The organism is Bradyrhizobium sp. IC3123, assembly GCF_020193625.1.
In the GTDB taxonomy this organism is placed as follows: domain Bacteria; phylum Pseudomonadota; class Alphaproteobacteria; order Rhizobiales; family Xanthobacteraceae; genus Bradyrhizobium; species Bradyrhizobium yuanmingense.
In genome coordinates this window covers 44,727-61,699 of the sequence record NZ_JADYVF010000017.1, presented here as the reverse complement: position 1 = coordinate 61,699, position 16,973 = coordinate 44,727, and the positions used below count along the sequence as shown (strand labels likewise).

General features: G+C 57.8%; 17 protein-coding genes. 3 read left to right on the top strand and 14 right to left on the bottom strand.

Annotated elements, in window-relative coordinates:
• Window positions 1-574: 574 nt before the first annotated feature.
• The 5 genes from I6F20_RS33340 to I6F20_RS33320 all read right to left on the bottom strand — a co-directional run bounded on the left by I6F20_RS33340 (window position 575) and on the right by I6F20_RS33320 (window position 4,593).
• Window positions 575-2,707, bottom strand: coding sequence for a hypothetical protein (locus I6F20_RS33340; protein ID WP_225130059.1), 2,133 nt, complete (start codon window positions 2,705-2,707; stop codon window positions 575-577).
• An 88-nt stretch (window positions 2,708-2,795) separates the two neighbouring features.
• On the bottom strand, window positions 2,796-3,290 hold the full coding sequence (locus I6F20_RS33335) for a hypothetical protein (RefSeq protein WP_225130057.1): 495 nt from the start codon (window positions 3,288-3,290) through the stop codon (window positions 2,796-2,798).
• A gap of 245 nt (window positions 3,291-3,535) precedes the next feature.
• Window positions 3,536-3,799, bottom strand: coding sequence for a class I SAM-dependent methyltransferase (locus I6F20_RS33330; RefSeq protein ID WP_225130056.1), 264 nt, complete (start codon window positions 3,797-3,799; stop codon window positions 3,536-3,538).
• A 57-nt stretch (window positions 3,800-3,856) separates the two neighbouring features.
• Window positions 3,857-4,054 (bottom strand): hypothetical protein, encoded by a 198-nt coding sequence (locus I6F20_RS33325; protein ID WP_225130054.1) that lies wholly within the window; start codon window positions 4,052-4,054, stop codon window positions 3,857-3,859.
• Between the two features lie 416 nt (window positions 4,055-4,470).
• Window positions 4,471-4,593, bottom strand: a complete 123-nt coding sequence (locus tag I6F20_RS33320; protein ID WP_346277073.1) for a hypothetical protein — start codon at window positions 4,591-4,593, stop codon at window positions 4,471-4,473.
• A 279-nt stretch (window positions 4,594-4,872) separates the two neighbouring features.
• On the opposite strand from I6F20_RS33320, the gene I6F20_RS33315 reads away from it, so the two are divergent.
• On the top strand, window positions 4,873-5,178 hold the full coding sequence (locus I6F20_RS33315) for a hypothetical protein (protein WP_225130052.1): 306 nt from the start codon (window positions 4,873-4,875) through the stop codon (window positions 5,176-5,178).
• Between the two features lie 83 nt (window positions 5,179-5,261).
• Here the strand turns inward: I6F20_RS33315 and I6F20_RS33310 are convergent, their stop codons facing one another.
• The 3 genes from I6F20_RS33310 to I6F20_RS33300 form a co-directional block, all read right to left on the bottom strand.
• Window positions 5,262-5,684, bottom strand: a complete 423-nt coding sequence (locus I6F20_RS33310; protein WP_225130050.1) for a hypothetical protein — start codon at window positions 5,682-5,684, stop codon at window positions 5,262-5,264.
• Between the two features lie 14 nt (window positions 5,685-5,698).
• Window positions 5,699-5,920, bottom strand: coding sequence for a hypothetical protein (locus tag I6F20_RS33305; RefSeq protein WP_225130048.1), 222 nt, complete (start codon window positions 5,918-5,920; stop codon window positions 5,699-5,701).
• A 62-nt stretch (window positions 5,921-5,982) separates the two neighbouring features.
• The gene (locus I6F20_RS33300; protein ID WP_225130046.1) at window positions 5,983-6,228 is read right to left on the bottom strand and encodes a hypothetical protein; all 246 of its coding nucleotides are present in this window, start codon (window positions 6,226-6,228) and stop codon (window positions 5,983-5,985) included.
• 486 nt (window positions 6,229-6,714) lie between these two features.
• Between I6F20_RS33300 and I6F20_RS33295 the strand changes: the two genes are divergently transcribed.
• Window positions 6,715-7,191 (top strand): DUF3833 family protein, encoded by a 477-nt coding sequence (locus I6F20_RS33295; RefSeq protein WP_225130044.1) that lies wholly within the window; start codon window positions 6,715-6,717, stop codon window positions 7,189-7,191.
• A 97-nt stretch (window positions 7,192-7,288) separates the two neighbouring features.
• Entirely contained in the window at window positions 7,289-7,591 is a 303-nt protein-coding gene (locus tag I6F20_RS33290) for a hypothetical protein (RefSeq protein ID WP_225130043.1), read from the top strand.
• Window positions 7,592-9,168: 1,577 nt separating this feature from the next.
• On the opposite strand, the gene I6F20_RS33285 is transcribed toward I6F20_RS33290, so the two are convergent.
• The 6 genes from I6F20_RS33285 to I6F20_RS33260 all read right to left on the bottom strand — a co-directional run bounded on the left by I6F20_RS33285 (window position 9,169) and on the right by I6F20_RS33260 (window position 16,274).
• Window positions 9,169-9,960, bottom strand: coding sequence for a hypothetical protein (locus tag I6F20_RS33285; protein ID WP_225130041.1), 792 nt, complete (start codon window positions 9,958-9,960; stop codon window positions 9,169-9,171).
• Between the two features lie 5 nt (window positions 9,961-9,965).
• A complete protein-coding gene (locus tag I6F20_RS33280; protein ID WP_225130039.1) occupies window positions 9,966-11,054 on the bottom strand; it encodes an ABC transporter substrate-binding protein in 1,089 nt (362 codons plus the stop codon).
• A gap of 709 nt (window positions 11,055-11,763) precedes the next feature.
• The gene (locus I6F20_RS33275) at window positions 11,764-12,762 is read right to left on the bottom strand and encodes a hypothetical protein (protein WP_225130037.1); all 999 of its coding nucleotides are present in this window, start codon (window positions 12,760-12,762) and stop codon (window positions 11,764-11,766) included.
• Between the two features lie 237 nt (window positions 12,763-12,999).
• Window positions 13,000-13,236: a hypothetical protein gene (locus tag I6F20_RS33270; RefSeq protein ID WP_225130035.1), complete on the bottom strand. Its 237-nt coding sequence runs from the start codon at window positions 13,234-13,236 to the stop codon at window positions 13,000-13,002.
• 79 nt (window positions 13,237-13,315) lie between these two features.
• Complete coding sequence (locus I6F20_RS33265; protein WP_225130033.1) at window positions 13,316-14,323, bottom strand: M12 family metallopeptidase; 1,008 nt, start codon at window positions 14,321-14,323, stop codon at window positions 13,316-13,318.
• The gene (locus tag I6F20_RS33260) at window positions 14,313-16,274 is read right to left on the bottom strand and encodes a gluzincin family metallopeptidase (RefSeq protein WP_225130031.1); all 1,962 of its coding nucleotides are present in this window, start codon (window positions 16,272-16,274) and stop codon (window positions 14,313-14,315) included. Before I6F20_RS33260 ends, I6F20_RS33265 begins: the two co-directional genes overlap by 11 nt.
• Window positions 16,275-16,973: the final 699 nt, after the last annotated feature.

Genomic DNA, 16,973 nt, shown 5'->3' with positions numbered 1-16,973 from the left:
AAGGGGCGGGCGAAATATGAAGTTGATTGCAATAGTTGCCGGTCTGTTGCTGCTCGGCGTGATCGGACAAGCAAACGCACGCGGAGGACATGGAGGGCGCGTCAGCTACGGCGGCGGACATCACACGACCAGTCATGGCGGCAGCTATTTGGGCGGATCCGGCTCATCACACCGTGGCGGGACTTATCTCAATTCGAGAACTGGCAACCGTTACGGCACTCATCGATAACGAGCTCCGCGCGTGGTCGCCGATGCAAAGCCGATTGGTGTTGTTGCCCAGCGTCGATGAGGTCACGGCCATGTTGCCCCAGTCCCGGGCCACGGCGTTGGCACCCGGAGCAGCGAGGCGGACACGACAACGCGCATGCCTGCAGCTTACGGAAGGGGCGGGCGCTTCGTCCCTCGTCTGTTCAACAAAGTGGCAGGAGTGTTGCGCGCAAGTGCTTCAGTATACGCCGGGAGCCGTACATTCTTGTCAGGGCGCCGCCACTCGACGAATGCGATCGCGGTCTATCCTCAATACTCGCGAGCCCGATCGCAGGCCGCTCTTGAGGTGAAAAGAACGCTGAAACAGCTACCGGAAACAGGGCAGCGTTATCGGAGTTCGCGTGACCGAGACGAGCACATTGTTCACGTAATGCTCTGTCACAAGCTCTGCGCGAATGCTGCAAGAAGTCGCTCCCATCGCCGCCATGAATCCGCTTCGAGCCCGCGCTGGAGAAGCCTTGCGACTTTCAGCAATGAAGCGAGCGGCTGCACCGGGAGTGCCGAGCGCGTCGGACCGGGCGTTTTGCAAGGCTGCCACTAGCTCATTCAGATCTTTGCCCTTGATCTTGGTATCGCCGACCATTGACGGAACCATGTCACGAAGACCTTTATCAGCAATCTCGCCAGCGAGTAGTCCGGGAAGCGCCTTGCGGAGAGACTGCTGAAAGGAAGCGGTGGTGCGCCCGGCGAGCTCCTCGCACCGGAGCATCGCTGAGATGTAGCTGAGGCGGGTTCTCTCCGCCGAGTCGAGCCAGACCTGCTCGCAATTGTAAAGCAGGGTCATTCGATCGACAGGTCCGAGCTTCTCGATTGCTTCACGAATTTCGCCAAGCACCTCTGCGGCTGGCTTGCGCAACTCGTCGGGAAGACGACCGGTCGCCTGCCCCCAGACGGCTGCGAGACCGGCCCACCGAGGCTCGAACTGCTGGATCGATAACGCCTGCATGTCGTTCGGAATCTTGGATTGAGCGTCAGCTATGCTTTTCTCCATGGCATCGATCTTGGCGACGACCGCTTCAGTGCGCGCGCGGAGCTTGCTCCCAAACCCCTTGGCTACAGCGGCGGCCACGTAGTCCGTGAATCCTGATACCGCTGCTGCGAGCTTGCTCGCGCCGGTCGCAAGCCGTGCGCTCTGCTTCTCGATGCCTCGTTCGATAGCGGTCTTTACTGATTCATTGAGGAAGGCTTCCACAAAGCCGGCCAGGAAACCTAGCGGCAGGCCGAGGTCCTCGTTGTTCTTCAGAACATCCATCACGGCGTCGACGCTTCCCTCGTAGGCGGCGCCAATTGCGCGTGATCCCGTGGAGGCGAGAAGTTCTTCCGGAACAGTTCGCTTTTCTGCCGAGGACGCCTTCAGCTCCTTTTCAATCGCTTCGGCCGTTTCGAGCGACCATTGCGGACGCGTTGCCTGCACATCCGGGAATGTTACGGCGACCGAAGTCGGTTTGAGGGGAAGAGCCTGGTCAAATGGCTGGATCCGCCCACGATACGCGTACGCGACCGACTGGAGAGCGAGCGGTGTAGCGGTGGGAGCATCCAGTTTCGCGGGCGCAACACGGCGCTCGCTCAGCGGCTGGGATGCCGGTTTCTCTTGCAGCTTCTCCAGAGGCGGAAGAGGCCTGACGATCGGCGGTTCGTCGACATTCAACGGGGACAAAGCGACCGAAGCGCTCGCCGGCGGAGGTCCTGGCGGAAGCACGGGTGATGGTGTTGGTCCGTTCGGGGCGCCGTGGGGCCCGTCCAGCAGAGAGGGATATTGTCCTGGCAGATCGCCAAGCGCCTTTCGGAGCTTGTCGGCCAGGAGAACGATGTGTGGCCATTGCTGGTCATCATCATCCCTCTTTTTCGTCTCGTAGGTCTTCACGAGACGAGGCATCAGCTCCGCGAGAAGGACGGCTTTCGTTTCCAGAAGGGCCTTTGCATATCGTTCATCAATCCGTTCGATGTGGTGCTCGATCGTCGCTATTCGTTGGGCGAGCAAGCCATCAGGACCTGCAACGATGCCGCCGAAGAAGGTAAGAGAGGTCAGCAGCGTCAGCCAGACGTAGGCGAAGCTTACCGATCGAAGATAGCCGCTGAAGACGCTAATTACGGTCCGATGGCTGGCCCAGAAGGGTGCCACAAACAGAAAAATCAAGGCCAGATAAATAGAGAATTCCAGCGCCGGAGAGGGTTTCAGAAAGGTGGCCACAGTCCGCAAACGGGCCAGTTCCGTCTCCAATTCCCGGATGGTCCGGCTGGCTCCTTCGAGGTCGTCGGTGAGGGAGAGCCATATCTGAAGGCCGGAAAAGATAATGCCGGCGATAGCGAACGGCAGGAAGAAACGATTGAGGTTGCGCAATACTGCGCGCCAGAGTGAGCCTTCCCTGGTCTTCGCGGCAACGTACCTTGTCAGGAGAAACCCGAACACGCCGCCTGCGGCTATCAAATAAGTAATCATGCTTGTCTCCTTAATGGGCCTCGAAGGCACCCACCGGATCGAGCAGTAAAATGAATTGGGAAAACCTAGGGTCGTATCGATGCTAACGTCAATGCCCAAGATGGGGAACTTTTGGTCTAGCTGCGGGCGGCCGGCGACCGATCGTGAAATGGTCGATGGGCTGTCGATGTAGCTCCTTGGGTTGATCTGCCGCGGCTCTCCCGCGCGCCGCCGGGCCACGGTGGTCTCGCGGCGGTCCGCCCTTGGCATCGCTCAACGAGCGGCCCGATCGGCCGCGTACGCTCTGAGCGGCTGGTCTTGCCGGCACGCTGACCTTGACGCTGCAGAACTTCTCCTGAAACTCCGCCACCTTCGAGAGGAAGGCGTCTATCTGTCCCGGTGCCAGGTTGTTGAGTCGCACCTTGTTGCTGCTCTGGTCGCCGTATCGAGTGTGTACGGAGACAGTATTGGCCCCGCTGCGGGCCAGGTAGACGATGCCGAAGTTGCCCGACATCGTCGGTGCCACCTCCAGCCGGTTGAGCTTGCTGAGGTCGGCGGTGGTGGTCTGGGCATCGCGCTTGCCGGCGTCCACCGTGAACCGCAACTGGCAGTGCTCTGGCTCCTGCAGCTCGTACCGTTTCGGCCCGCAAGAGACGCGAGGATATTGGTTTGCAGAATCTGTCGATGAGCGGTTGCAGCATCTTCGCGGATTTCTGCGTCGGATGCAGACGATTGCCGGTGCAGACCTAGTCGATGACATCGGCCGGCGGATTTTCCGGCAGGGGCACGTCACCCTTGGCAAGGAAAGGCCTGTTCGTGATGCTATTTCACGAACCCGGAGGACGAGGCCTACCGCTTCGGAAAGATGAGATGGCCGACAGGCCAGGAATCCTGCAGCTGCCAGCAGTCAAGGAAGACATCGGCTCGGCCCCAGCCGTAGAAGGTCAGGCACAGGCCGGGGTTCTTCACGACGCGCTGCATCTCGCGAAATGCCGGTCGGATCCACGACGTGTTGTCGTCATTGCGGATGGTCTGCCCGCTACTCGATTGTATCGGCAGACATACGGGGTCGGTCAGGATGAAGTCCACCGACCCGGTTGCCATCTGCCGCATGACCTGGATGCAGTGGCCCTAGATAACGCGGTTGCGAAGGGAGCTTGCCGGCGGTGCTCACTGGCGCACCTCCTGAACCAGCGGCCGGGCTTTCCAGCCGAGATCAAAGCCGTTCGCTACACCGAAATTGTCGGCCCGGTAGATCGCCTCGGCCTTGCGGATCGCATTGGCGGAGCTGCCGGCCTCGACGATGACCGTCCACTCTTCGTAGTCAAACGCCTTGACGACGAACCGGCGGAAGGTAGCGGCGCTCATCGCGCCGCCTCGTTCTTGGCATGGGCCTTGGCGGTGCGCACCACCAGGCGCCCGTTAAGCGGCAGGGCCGCCGTGAGCGAGATGTTGTAGCCGTCGCCGTCCTCGTGCGCCCAGGCGGCGCCGACCTTGGTCGTGAATCACCTTCGCCTTCGACCACGTAGACTGTGTGGGTCGGACGGCTTTGACTTCTGAAATGGCTCAAAAAATCAGGATGCTGCTGTCCTGAAAAGGCGGAGCTCGCGCGCATGCGCGAACGCGTCGCAGCCTTTTCGGCCGTGAGTTCGGATCTCCTAAAAAGAGATCGAGCGACGAACGAAGGAAGTCGCGTCTTGAGCAGCTGTCGATAGGGGCCTAGTAGGTGACCAGGTCGCTGATAACCACGGCGAGAGGTCCTTCGTCCCCCTTAAAACTAGCAATCATCGCATCCAGAAAGTATCCGGCTCAAGATCTTCGAGGTCGATGGGATGACCGGCATGATCGGCCAGAAGGAGGAAGAACGAAAGCTGCGTGCGACCATTGCCTTCGCGGAACGCGTGAATGACGTTGAGTTCGGAGAGGAAGTGGGCCAGCGGCCCCGCCCCGGCGGTGCACTTGAAGGGAGGAGGGTGAAGAGCCGGGGCCGCGTTCCGCTAAAGCGCGGACGGGCAGTGTGCCCAAGCTGCGCGCGGCTCGCATTAAAGCAGGTAAATGGAGGTTCGCTGCGCTGCAGAGCTCGAAGCTCACTCCGAGCGGCATTTAATTTTCTTGGTATTCGACACCCGGAGAAATGTATTATCCGTATTTGATTCGCTGATGATTATTTTCACAAGAGCATGTTCATGGCCCAGCGAGCAGTATCCCGTGAGGATGTCCAAAGCTTATTCGCCTTCTATGCATTTGTTGCCCGACACCACAACAAGCATGACGGCGCATCTCGGTGGCTGAAATTATTCACGTCGAGCCAAAACCTTTCCGATGAACGTCTGAACCAGTGGTCAGAGCGTGTTGATGCAGTCGGTCCGGAAATGGTCGGTCGCGTGCTCGATCCGCGCGCTCGCGCGGTCGTGGACGGTGATGCAAATTATGACCATGCGAGCGCGTTTCTCCACGCGCGACTCAAGGCATTGGATGAACCCCAGCACTAAACTCCGCCGGCCAGCTTCAGCAGCGAACCAACTTAGCAGGACGCCTGCGCCGCCACTCGCAAGCGCAATGATGCGACCGCCAGTCAGCCGAGCAGTCGGGCTTGCCTAAAATGAAAACGACTTGGAGTGAACCCCTTCGCCACGGCGCGCACGTGGGCTTCGCATGTCTCCAACGCAATCTTCTGGGCGAGCATCACGTCTCCTATCGGCAGAGAGCCCACCGGCATGAAACACAATCCCTCTTGCGGATGATCGCGCTCGTCCACCACGCAAACATTACCGGAAGTTCCGGCGTAGACCCTGTATTGGCTCCCACTCTCGTTTCCGATCACCTCGAAGTAACCTTTGCGGGCTAGCTGCTCGCGTTGCGCCTGCGAAAGCCACTCCCGCAAGCGCCGGAGCGAGCGGCCTTCCGGCGTGCTCTCGGCGCCGTGCTTGATGAAAAGGGCTCGTGTCGCTCTCATGCGAGAACGGCTGCCCATGGCCAACGATCGGAAGGCCAACATGGCTGGGGCTCCCACTAACCTCCAACGAGCCTCGGAAAAAAGATGGTCTCTTCCGCATTCCGGTCGAATGATTTGATTTGTGATAGCTGGTCCGTTCCGGTACGGACCGCAGCGGTGAAGCCAACCTTCGTCAGCTCATTGAAGCGCTGTTCGGCCCTGACCAATTCCTGTGCGTCGTGAAGATTGAAGAGATGACGGCTGTCGCCGGTGCGGTCCATGACGATCTGGATTGCCATAATTGCTCTCCTCGAGTTGCGGGTTTTATGGGCTGAACGCACGGATATTCAGAAGACGAACTTCAATCAGAACTTACCCGTGTTCTGCTGATGGTAGACGGCGGTACGCCCGGATCGGGAGGTGGCGCTTGCTTGCGATCGGCGGCATCGCCGAGGCTCAAAGTGAACTCGTGAACCGGCGCTGCTCGCCCCTTAGGTTGATACCGCTCCACCAGTTTCAGGAGGCGCCTTTTAACAAATGGGTCAGCCTGCTCTGCGAGTTCACGCAGTAACTTAGCGCGCTGTTCATTGAATTCGTGATCCAACATGTCTATCCCCTACACAACGCGCATGCGGTCATGCTCTGTAAGAAGACACTCAAAGCGGCTCATCACGTGAGCCAAACAATTTCGCGATCAAAAGGTCTGGATGCAGAAGATAGCGCCTGAGCGGATCAGTTGGCTACAAATTCGATCTCAGATTTGAAATAAACTGAAATCTAGTTGCCGAATGCCACTAACCAAAAGCTTCCAGGGCATCCTTTCTGTGACCGAGATGCAACGGGGCTCCACCTTCGGCTCGGAACTTTGCACGCCGGGCTGTTCACCCGCAGAGCTTAAATTATCACAGATGCCGCCGGAGCTGGGGTCAGCCGCCCTGGTTTTTAGCCCCGGTGGCCTCGGAATGTCCGAGCGGCCCTTTCCTTATTCGCGGGCCGCAATAACTTGAAGTACGGCGCTGCAAGGCGCGGCTAATCGGAACCCAATGGGTAACAAGGGACTTAGTACGGAGATTCCCTTGATTGGGTGCTACCGATGGCGATCGAGGATTTCAGAGAAACAAGGCCGATCTTTCTCCCGGAGCAATTCTTTGTGGGGCGGATCGAAGGCTGGGCGGTGCTGGAAAGCCTCGTTGGCGGATTGCTAAAGCGCGCGACGATTGCGGCGCACGGCGAATTCGAGACAGATACCCAAATCGTGATCTTCACCGAGACGTACACATTCGATGATGGCCATTGCGACACGATGCACTGGACCATACGAAAAGGTAACGAAGGCAAATACACCGGATTGGAAAACCGGCTGGAAGGTGAGGCTCTTGGAGAGCAAGCCGGCTGCGCCTTTCATTGGAAGTACACTCGCGACACGCCGCAACCAGGCGGTAAATCGATCAAATTGAATTTCGATGATTGGTTCTACGCAATAGATGATCGCGCCTGCATCGTGCGTGGGAGCGCCGGACGTGCGGGCATCCCGTTTGCGACGGCACACATTACCTATCGGAAGCTGTGATCCCAATGCCCGCGGATGTCGAGCGCTCTGGCGCAGCATTAAGATGAGATTGTAGGCGCAGGAACCGATCCTTCGACAAGGCGCGCCAAGCTCTTGCATGCCAAAGCCACCTGCAACCACCTCATCCGTTCGGCCGGACAGGTCGCTGCGATCGCCTTCTTCATTGCCAGCACGGCTTCAGCTTGATGGTCATGTTCTCGGTCTGGATGACGCGCACTCCTACTCCGCCGCCGAGCACGAAGGGTTCCGCAACGCTGTTCTCTCACTTTACGATTACATCTTCAGCGCGCTGTTGTCCGCCGAGATGACGAGCCGCCAAAATACGCTCTTTCACTTCACGATTGAGCTGTTGCTGACTATTCCATCTGCAACACTCGATACCCTGATTACTGGACAATGAGGTGTCGGTAGAGCGATCTGGCGCGAGCTTCCTAGAAAGCGGAAGTGCCGAGTTCTTTCATCGCACTGAACGGCTCTACGAGCTCGCGACAGCTATGTCCGCCGAAGCGCTCTCCGTCTACGACTGGCTTTGGGGATACGGCTAGTCCTGACAATCGTTCTCGCCTGAGCGGCTCGTAGGCGACGGCGGAGAGTCTGCAGTTCTCGAAATAGTGCGACCAGTCCCTCGACCCGCTCGCCCAGAATAGTCGAATAGTGAACCCGACCTCGATTACTCATTACTGGAAACCATAATTGTTAAAGGCAACAGGCGGTCGACAACGGAAAAAATATGCAATCCAAGGTAGGAAAATACAACCCATAAACTGCGGCGGTTAAAAAGGGCCACGCAAAAGCCCCGATACCAATGTCACAGCGCACTCCTTTCGCTTGTCTTTCGGGTCAGTTTCGTTCTGAAAGTTCGCCCAGTTCGGCAAAGCTAAGCCTGGTATCGCGGCATTCACGTGCGCCCGGTCTCTCGAGCTGGTAGTCCCATTCTGCCCTTTACTCGCGCAACGGCTGCCTAGCCCGGCGCGCTCCTTCTCGCGAAGGCAGCCCCTTCGCGCTCTACGACTTCTCTTTAGTCGTGCCGAGCGCACCGGCAGTTAAGAGTTAGTTTAGCTTCCGGCACGATCATTGGCGACCGCAGGGAGCCAAGCATGCAATTGCACCATGCGAATACCTTGGAAAGGATCACGATCGCCCCAGATCACGGCAGTGGCGAGCTCACGTGGCCCATCACTCGCGATCAATCGGATTTCTCGACCCCCAATCGAGCTCTTGGCGCTATTGGCGCCGGGCCGGCCTCCAAAACTGACTATTTGTCTCGTCGCGGCGGCCGCATTGGGGGCGGGCTTTGCGTTGGGTTGGGCTGGCGCTTGGTACGGTCCTGCAGCTATCTCGGCTCTCGACCCGACTGCTCAGGTAGAAACGGCTTCGCGCCGCATGCCAGACACAAGGGCAGGCGGTAAAGCCGAAGGCGTCCGAAAGATTGCATCGGGTTCGCGAACAGCGCCTGCTTTGGGGCAGCCCTCCACATTCATCGCGAGCGTTGCTCCGAAGCCTGGGACCAAAGCGCCAAATGCGGCGCAATCGGCGGATGCTCTCGAAGTGGACATGTCTGTGACGGGCTCGATCCAGCCTGCGGGGCCGCTCCTGTCGGTTCCCGAGACAAGACCAACGACCCTGGCAGGTTGGGCAGTGCTGGACGTTCGCGGCGGAACAGCGGTGCTCGAAGGGCCCGATGGGATTCGAATGGCAGCACGAGGTGATGTGGTCCCCGGCGTCGGGCGAATCGAATCTATCGTGCGCTGGGGCAACCGCTGGATAGTTGCAACGGCTCGTGGATTGATCTCGACGCCCTAGGCGTGAACGCTGGCGACGCAATCAATTTTCATCGTCAATGCTCAGTTGAGCACGTTTGAGTTTCATATAACGATGAAACCGTACAAATATACGTAAGAACACAGGCCGCTTGGTCGTCTTGAGAGACCTTGACGGCTCGTGCGAAAATGCTGCCAGCCGGCTGCCGAAGTCAGGCTATTTATCCGCCGTGCAGAGCTGGTACTTGTCTTGTTGTTCATGCTTTTCCACGTTCATTCGCGCCATGTATTTGTCTTTGACCTCCTCCGAAGGACAAAGACACGGCGGCTTGCTGCCGTAGTGGATCTTCCAACACTCGCTTGCGGTCGCATCAATGAGCTCCCAAGCAATGACATTTTCTGTCTGCACGAGAACGCCAGGGCCAGGAATTGCTGTCGTCTTTTTTCCGTCTACCTTGCACGCAGGAGATAGAAAGACCTGAGCGGGATCAAGTTCGGTCGGGTAAACGCGGATAAATCCCTCGACGGTCGCATAATCCTTTACGATCGCTCGTACCATCGCCTTCGTATAGACCAGCGTGTTGTTCTCACGAGCATCGATAGGACGCACAGCCACACAGGTGAAGCTCTTCTTTAGTACGTATAAAAGCGGGTGGTCTTGAGTTGTTTTGGTAAGCGACACGAAAGGTATCTTGTTCACCGCCGTGATTACCCAATCATCATCGTAGGCAACCGACACGAAAATTCCGAGAACCAGCGCGACTACATATGCCAGCACTATCTCCGCCGTTGCGACTGCTTGCGCTGGTTTCCGCTTCTTTGCGCGCCATTGCCGCATCGCGAGCGAGGCAATCCCAAAGGATGCGATGCTGATCGCAATCGAAATAAAGGCGTATGCAAGTTCACCGAACCGCAGATCGACCAAATAACTTGCGAGGCCCAGACCAATGAAGCCTGGCAGGAACGCGGCTACAAACTTGATAGCCTTCTTGGGATCATCGGAAATCATTGCCACTATTTGTTACAGCAGTCGTTGTTGCAAGAGCCGTCCTTGCACTTGCACGCGGAGCCATTACAGCCATCGTGAACGCCGCCACAGTCGGGACACAGCTGGAATGAGCCATTGTCGTTCATGACGTACACGGCGAGCTTAGGCTGACGACATTCGCCGCCGGCCATAAAGTTGAGTTGTCCAAGGACGGTATCGAACGAGTCGGCACGCATGCTCGCAGCAACTCGGTCAGGAGCAGGATCATTCCGCGCGGCGCGTGACAGGATTTGAAAGGCTGCGTAGCCATAGTAGGCATCCGCTCCCTTCATGTCCCTCAAGGAGTTGGGCAAGCTACGTGGCTCTCGAAGGCTGGGATCGTGCGGCGCGATAACCGCCACTTTGATCTGGTTTCCGAGGCGGCCGATCTCCAGGAGGCTGATGCCACCGATGAGAAGGCTGTTTGATGGGAGTTCGTCCAAACGAATGTTACGAGTATCCCCGCCAAACATGAACACAATCGCCGGCGAGCCAGCTGTGCCATTCCAATTTTGCAACGGCAGCTGGCTGACTTGGGCTTCACGGCTGAGCGCTTCGGCGAAAAACTGGCTTTCAAAAATGTAGCTCGTACGACGATCTTGATTGTCTTTCGCATACCGAACGGCGAGCTTTGCAAGCTGCTCGGCGCTATCGCCGATGTGGAATGAGTACTTTAGTCGCTGGTCCGAAAATGGCCCCTTAGATAGCCCGACCAAGACGGTTGGCGTCTGTTGCTGTTCGCTCACCCCGGACACGGCCAGCATTACAGATGCGCCGCCTTTTGCAATCAGGAAGTTGACGCGATCGACTTCAATAAGCTGGCGGGCCTTGTTGGCCGCGATGTCCGGCTTATTCTGATGATCATGGAAAATGACCTCCACCGGTCGGTTGGCTATTTGCCTCAGATCATTCTGAGCGGCGGATACTCCCGCCCGAAACTGCTGGCCTTCATTTGCCCCGAAACCGGTGAAGGTCGCCACTACACCGATACGAATTACTGGGTCTTGCGCCTCTGCCGGAAGGTGCATGACGAGTAAAGTTAAGACTACTGCAAAGATCGTTTTCCAGCGACCCATGTGAGCCTCCTATGGATACAGTATGGCAAGTACTGTCCAGATAGTTCTGGACGAGCAATAAAACGCGCGAAATGATTCAATTCCAAACTCTACCTTTGGTAGCTTTGAGGAACAAGAGGGCACCAGCTGGGACGTGCAAATTTGTGGTCGGCCGACTCGAACCGCTCGGTAATCCCCGTTTCCCTGCGGAGCACTTGCCACGATCTTGATCTTATCGGTGAAGTCAGTGAACAGAGATAACTCTGTGCCAATGGCATCACGGCATCTCTTGGCCGATAGCCCCCAATCGTAGAGCCATTTTTGAAAGAAGCGAATAAGCTCGTCTACGTGCGCTTGATCAAGCGATACTTCGGTAGTTCACGTGAATTTTGGATCTTGCAAGCCTGTTCTGCCCAGCCATTTATGGTGCCACAATAGGTAAAGGCATCATGATCAGGACAACTCCGCTCATACTCTCCTTCGCGAACCGAGAAACTAGTTGGTTGAGAAGAGGTTGGTGGTGTTCCGGAGCCGGCGAAACAACAAATGGGGCGATGATGCAGATTGAGGGGATAAGCTTTCCGAACATAACGTCTGGCTCCTTTCTTAGAGACGCCGCGATCGCTGTCAGGTAGCACCAACCGTAGAATATCAGGTTGCTGTCCACAAATCAGCGACGTGCCCGGATCTAAACGTAGAAACGACCGAGCAGGCGTGGGCGGAGCAGGAGTCAGGCCGGAAAAGCATCCGCCGCGTATTTCCCCGCCGTCATCGCAGGTGGCAACTTGGGGTTCGTACTGTGCCAAGTCGGTGGCCATTGGTTCGGCCTGTGTCCCCACATGTTGAGCTGTCCCAGGGCGTCGAAAAGCCCAAGGTATTGATAATAGCTGACGCCCTCGACATCCGTCGAAATCGGGCAGCCGAGCGTTACGACCCGGAGTTCGTGTGATCGGTCCGGTGGAAGGGATCTGATTGCATTGCCGATCTGCAGGGCGCCCTTGCTGTGTCCAACCAGAAGCTTGAATGCCGCGTCACGATGAAGGAGGAGTGCGTGAAGAACGTCTGAGGAGCCGGAGCCGTGGCGAAAGACTGGCGCGCCGTGCAGGGACTTTGCATCCGGCGTAGACGCGGGCAGTTGGCGGCCTATGCTCGCTGTCCTGGGCGCGGCATTGGCAAGAGCGTTCTGGATCAAGCTCTTTGCATGCAGATAGTCGTAAAGGCCGAAGCCGAACCAGCCCCCTAGCGCCTGCAGAATGACGTCGGCCATGCCGTATCCCGGGACGATGGCAAGCACAGGTTTTCCGAGTGCTATCGAGATGTCCCACGCCAGCGCGGCGCTGCCAAGGGCCGAACTACCGACCCCCGTGATTGTTACGATCTCGACAGCCCGCGTTTCCGGGTGAGGCGAAGTCAAGAAGACCTCCACATTGGTGTATCTGTGCACATATGGTGCGGTATTAGCGTCGATGAGCAGAAGCGAGCCTTCAGGGTCACTGAGTGCATCGAGCTGGACGATCCGGGAGGGAGGTTTCTCCTCCCGAGCTCGCACGGACGCGTCTTTTTCGGCCAGCTGCGCGGCCAACGTCGCTACATCGTAAAAGACGATATCCAGCGCCGTGTTGAATAGGCGGCAGGCGCGGACGGCGGGTTCAATTAACTGTGGCGGCGGCTCAAACAGATTGAGAAAGGATCGCTCAGATTGGGTCGGCAGATTGTCTCCGATTGGCATGTGAAATTCTCCTCGAGGCTCAATTGAGCATGCCACACTTCTGTGATGGCGTTGGAAGCATGCAATGCGCGCGGGTCGACGGGACGGGGCGAGTGTGGGGAGTAGAGAGGGACAATGACGCCCCCGGTTCATTTTTAAGTTCTTCAAGCCGCCGATTGCCCGGCCGTTTTTTAGTCGTGCTAACGGTCGACGAGACGTTCCGCTCAGACTTTCTAGGGGGCGGTCTTCGGTGCGCCGTCAGACGACGACAACAATCGCGATCTCGTGCCGTTGCGGGATAGCTTGCCATGGATCTCCCCTTATCACCTCGATGCGGGCCTGCCCCGATCGAAGCGCACGAAACAAGATGTTGGTTGGCGGTCCGAGTGGGCTTAGCACCCGGCCATCGTCCGAGAGTACGCCGGTCGAGAAGACACCTAACAGCTCGATCGCCGTCTCGCCTTCCAGAAGACGACCGCCGCTTGCTCCAAACATCAGTACGTCTCCCACCCGCACGTGCAGCACGGGTGGAAGGTCCTGGGAGGCCTGAATCTCGACGAGGCGCGGCAAAGCGTTACGGTACCAGTTCCTCGTCCACCTCCACATCTTCCGATGGCGACCATTCGTCGGCGAGGCCCATTTGAGCTTGGATCGACGGTGCACCCTCTGACGAAACCTTCGGGTAGATCTGTCCCGCGAAGGCATAGTCGGTGGCGTTGATGTCCGAACCTCCCCGGATCGGCTGACCGTCTTTGGTAATCGATCCCGGAAGTTGATAGCACATGATCGAATCTTGGTCAGGTGGGGTGGCCATTATCGAGTCCTGGCTGAGCGGTGTCAGCACCTGTTGGTCCACCATCTCACGAGACCATCCCTGTGTGCGCAGGAAGAACTCATAGGCCTTTTGTGGGTCTATGAGGTCAACCAGCTCCTCACGCATGTGTTCATGCGGGAAGCCGAGCGTGTGCCCAGCTTCATGACGCACGACGCGATGGAATTCGCTGTCCGCTGTGTTCATGGTGAAACCCTGGAGGTTCAACGTCGGCCGATTACTGGGAATGTGCAGGATGTCGGTCCCGAGATAAGACCAGTATCCTGCTTGATTTCGCGAGATGCGCACCTTACCCACACCACGGGTCTCCACGAATGAGATCCCTGCGGTTTGGTTCCAGGCATTCATGTGCTGAATGATCCGGCGGCGCAGATCACTTGGCCCGCCATCCAGGAAGCTGACCGTGAGCCGGCGCTGTTGCGGGCCCCAATACTTACCAACCAAAACTGCAATCGCTGCTGGCGAGAGTACCAGGCCGCGTGCCACGGAGCCAATGGCACCGAAGTTAACTCGGTTCATGGGATTGATGGTCGTTGCAGTCTTTGCCGCTTTTTCGGCTAGACGGCCGGGCAGTTGCTTAATTGAACAATGCGCGTTTTTTCCACCCGCGTGGTTATGGGGGCGCCGCGCAGCTTCGCCGCCATTCGGCTTATCGTCCTCGTCCACATACCGTCCGGTATCCGACGCTGCCTGAGCCACCTCTGCGATTCTCATTAATGCTTGGCGGAGTTTCTGTTCGCTATCGCTCATGTCGTTCTCCTCTTGCTGGTTGCTGGACACCGACTGTTCCACCAAAGAGATGGCATATACCGGATCGCGACAGTTGGTGGCGGCTGCCGCGCTTCGTCCATCTCTTCGAACCGCCTTTACCGTCAAGATGGTCTGCTTGCGCTCGTATTCGGCGTTGATCCGTCACGGACTTTCGGATTGCATAGCGAACTCGGCCGTCCGGGCCGAGGATGACGGTTGAGCCGCCGATGACTTCAGTGAACGTTCCCGATATCTGCTTGCACCAACGCCGCTGGGTGATCTCGGCGACCGTATCGAAGGTGACCTGCCGGTCCGGGCCGATGCGGCGAAGGGAGCGAATAGAACCAACAACTGCAGGATCGACGTGATCTCCGTTCAGTTGCACGTCGCCCGGTAAAGCGCAGCCGAACGCGCGTGCGTACCCCGGCCGCATGACGTAGGATCCGAGTGCTTCGGCCTGCCGGCGCAGTTCGGTCTCGTCGGCTGCTCGTCCCGGGTCGCCCGCGAAACGTAACCTCTTGAAGTGCAGGTCTTCGATCGGCTCCATTTGCTTGTCAGGTGGTCGCCATAGCAGAGTGTCCTCCGCGAGATCGGGCACGTCATCCGGGTAGATGCGCCGACGGGCGAAGGAATCGATGATGGCCTCGCGATAGCCGAAGGGGTCGTCCTGAACGAGATCGAAATCCGCAGTGATAACTGCTCGCAGATACTCGCCAAAACACAGGTCGAACGGCGGGCAGTAGTCGATGGCACGTATGCAAACCGAAAGGAACTGTGATGCCAGTGTGCTTGCTTGGTCGGCGAGAATTTCGCAAAGCTCAGAACCTGGAGCCTCACCGGGAGTTAGACGTGCCAGGCGAATGAATCGCTTTGTCTTCCGGCGAAGTATCGTCGCGAATGCTTCGAAAATGGCCGTTACTAGAAGCGAGCCACGCTCGTGCGGTTCGTCGCCAGCTTGATCATATCGTCGGACGCTGCGCTCCTCGTCTTGTCCAAGCCCCGCTGCATCGATGGCCGATCGCAACGGCCCGCCCGAACCCGTGGTATGTCCGAATTGGTTAGCGAGTGACAGAAGCAGCGCATCGGTCTCGAGTTTGCCGCCTGACCTCTCAATTGCGGCACGAACGACATCCGAATACGAGAAGTGCATGAGCATCGCCACGAGGTCGGCAAAACCCTCGTGAAAGGCCGCGACATCCGGGTGGGTCGGCAGCCGAAAGCGCGGCCGAAGACCGTCCAGCAACGCATGGGTCATCTCATGCACGATGATGTCGTGTGAGAGACTCGTGAACACCCGACCTCCGGGTCGATTTCGTCCCTGAACGCTACCATCGGCAGTGTAGTAGCCGAACTTGAGTTCCCCTGCTGATGAATCGTAATAGGCATTGCGGCCGCAGAAGGCCTGTGGACGAATTCTGAGCTTTGCATAAGCTTGACCAGGACGAGAGTGAAAGCCCCAGCACGGATCGCGTCCGAGCGCGCGTCTGAAGACATCGTACGTGGCCGCGCAGACCGCGTAGACCATCTGCTGCCGGAACATAGGGTCGGACGGCGAGGGGGGCCGTCCATTTTCTATCAGGATGCGAGGATCATCCAACTCGACCGGCTTGTTGAGCCGCCCCGTCGTCTCGTCCCAATCGACCACCTCCAGGATGCTGCCCGCGGGCCCCGAGCGCAATCGCTCGAATGGGACATTTAACACGGCCACAGCGCCATCCTGCCGACTCGCCGCTGGATCAAGCGTGTAGATCCTGAGCGGCCGATGGATCGGGTCCTGATGCGTTCGTTGATACGGTTGCAAAGAGGCGGTAGCTAGAAAGACCGGGTCCACTACAAAATAGTTGGCCGATGCAGTCGGCTCACGCTGTACCTTGCCGATCTTCGGGAAAGGTACACTCGATGCCCTTTCAGGCTTCACGTAAGGAAGGGGCGGGTGCGCCTGAATATCCATAAAACGACTCCCCAGCACAATTCAGCCAGCAGAGCGCGATCCTTTTGGCGTAGATTTCACCCGGGTCACCGAAACACTTTTTGTACGATGGCGACCCAAGTTTATCGACATCCCACGTCAAAAGCGGCACGCAGATATTGCAACGTCCTTGGCCGCCGGCGTGTGAGCTGGTTCACTCTACAAGCTTGAAAAAGCCACCCGGCATTTAGCGGTCTAACTTAGTTCAATTCTTGCCAAGAATGGCGGGTCCGCCAATGTGCCCGCGAAGAGTATTGCTAAAGGTAAAGTAACTCGCGCAGTCGACGCTTGCCGCGGCCACGGTTGTCGCGTTGCCTGCTGGGGTCTCGAAGGTCATGTATGCTGCCCGACGACAGATTCCGTAGTTTAGTCCAAATCTCAACCGTCAGGTAGTTTTTGTCTCTGGGACAACTTGTCGCGCAACCGCCGGCGCACTCATGAGACTCTCGCGGCTTCGAATCTAGAAGGTTCGATGCTGATGGCATCTTGTCTCGCGGCAGGGCCGTTTGGCACCGGGCATTGGCTTTCGGGAATTCGCATCGCGCGGACGGGCGGTTCGAACATTAGCCGACCCCTTCAAGCACACCGCGATCTTCTTGGATCTTATTAGACATTTCATCGTTCGGTGATGATGCGGCAGTCGATGGACTCGCGCACCACGCGACCTGCGCATAATCGGCC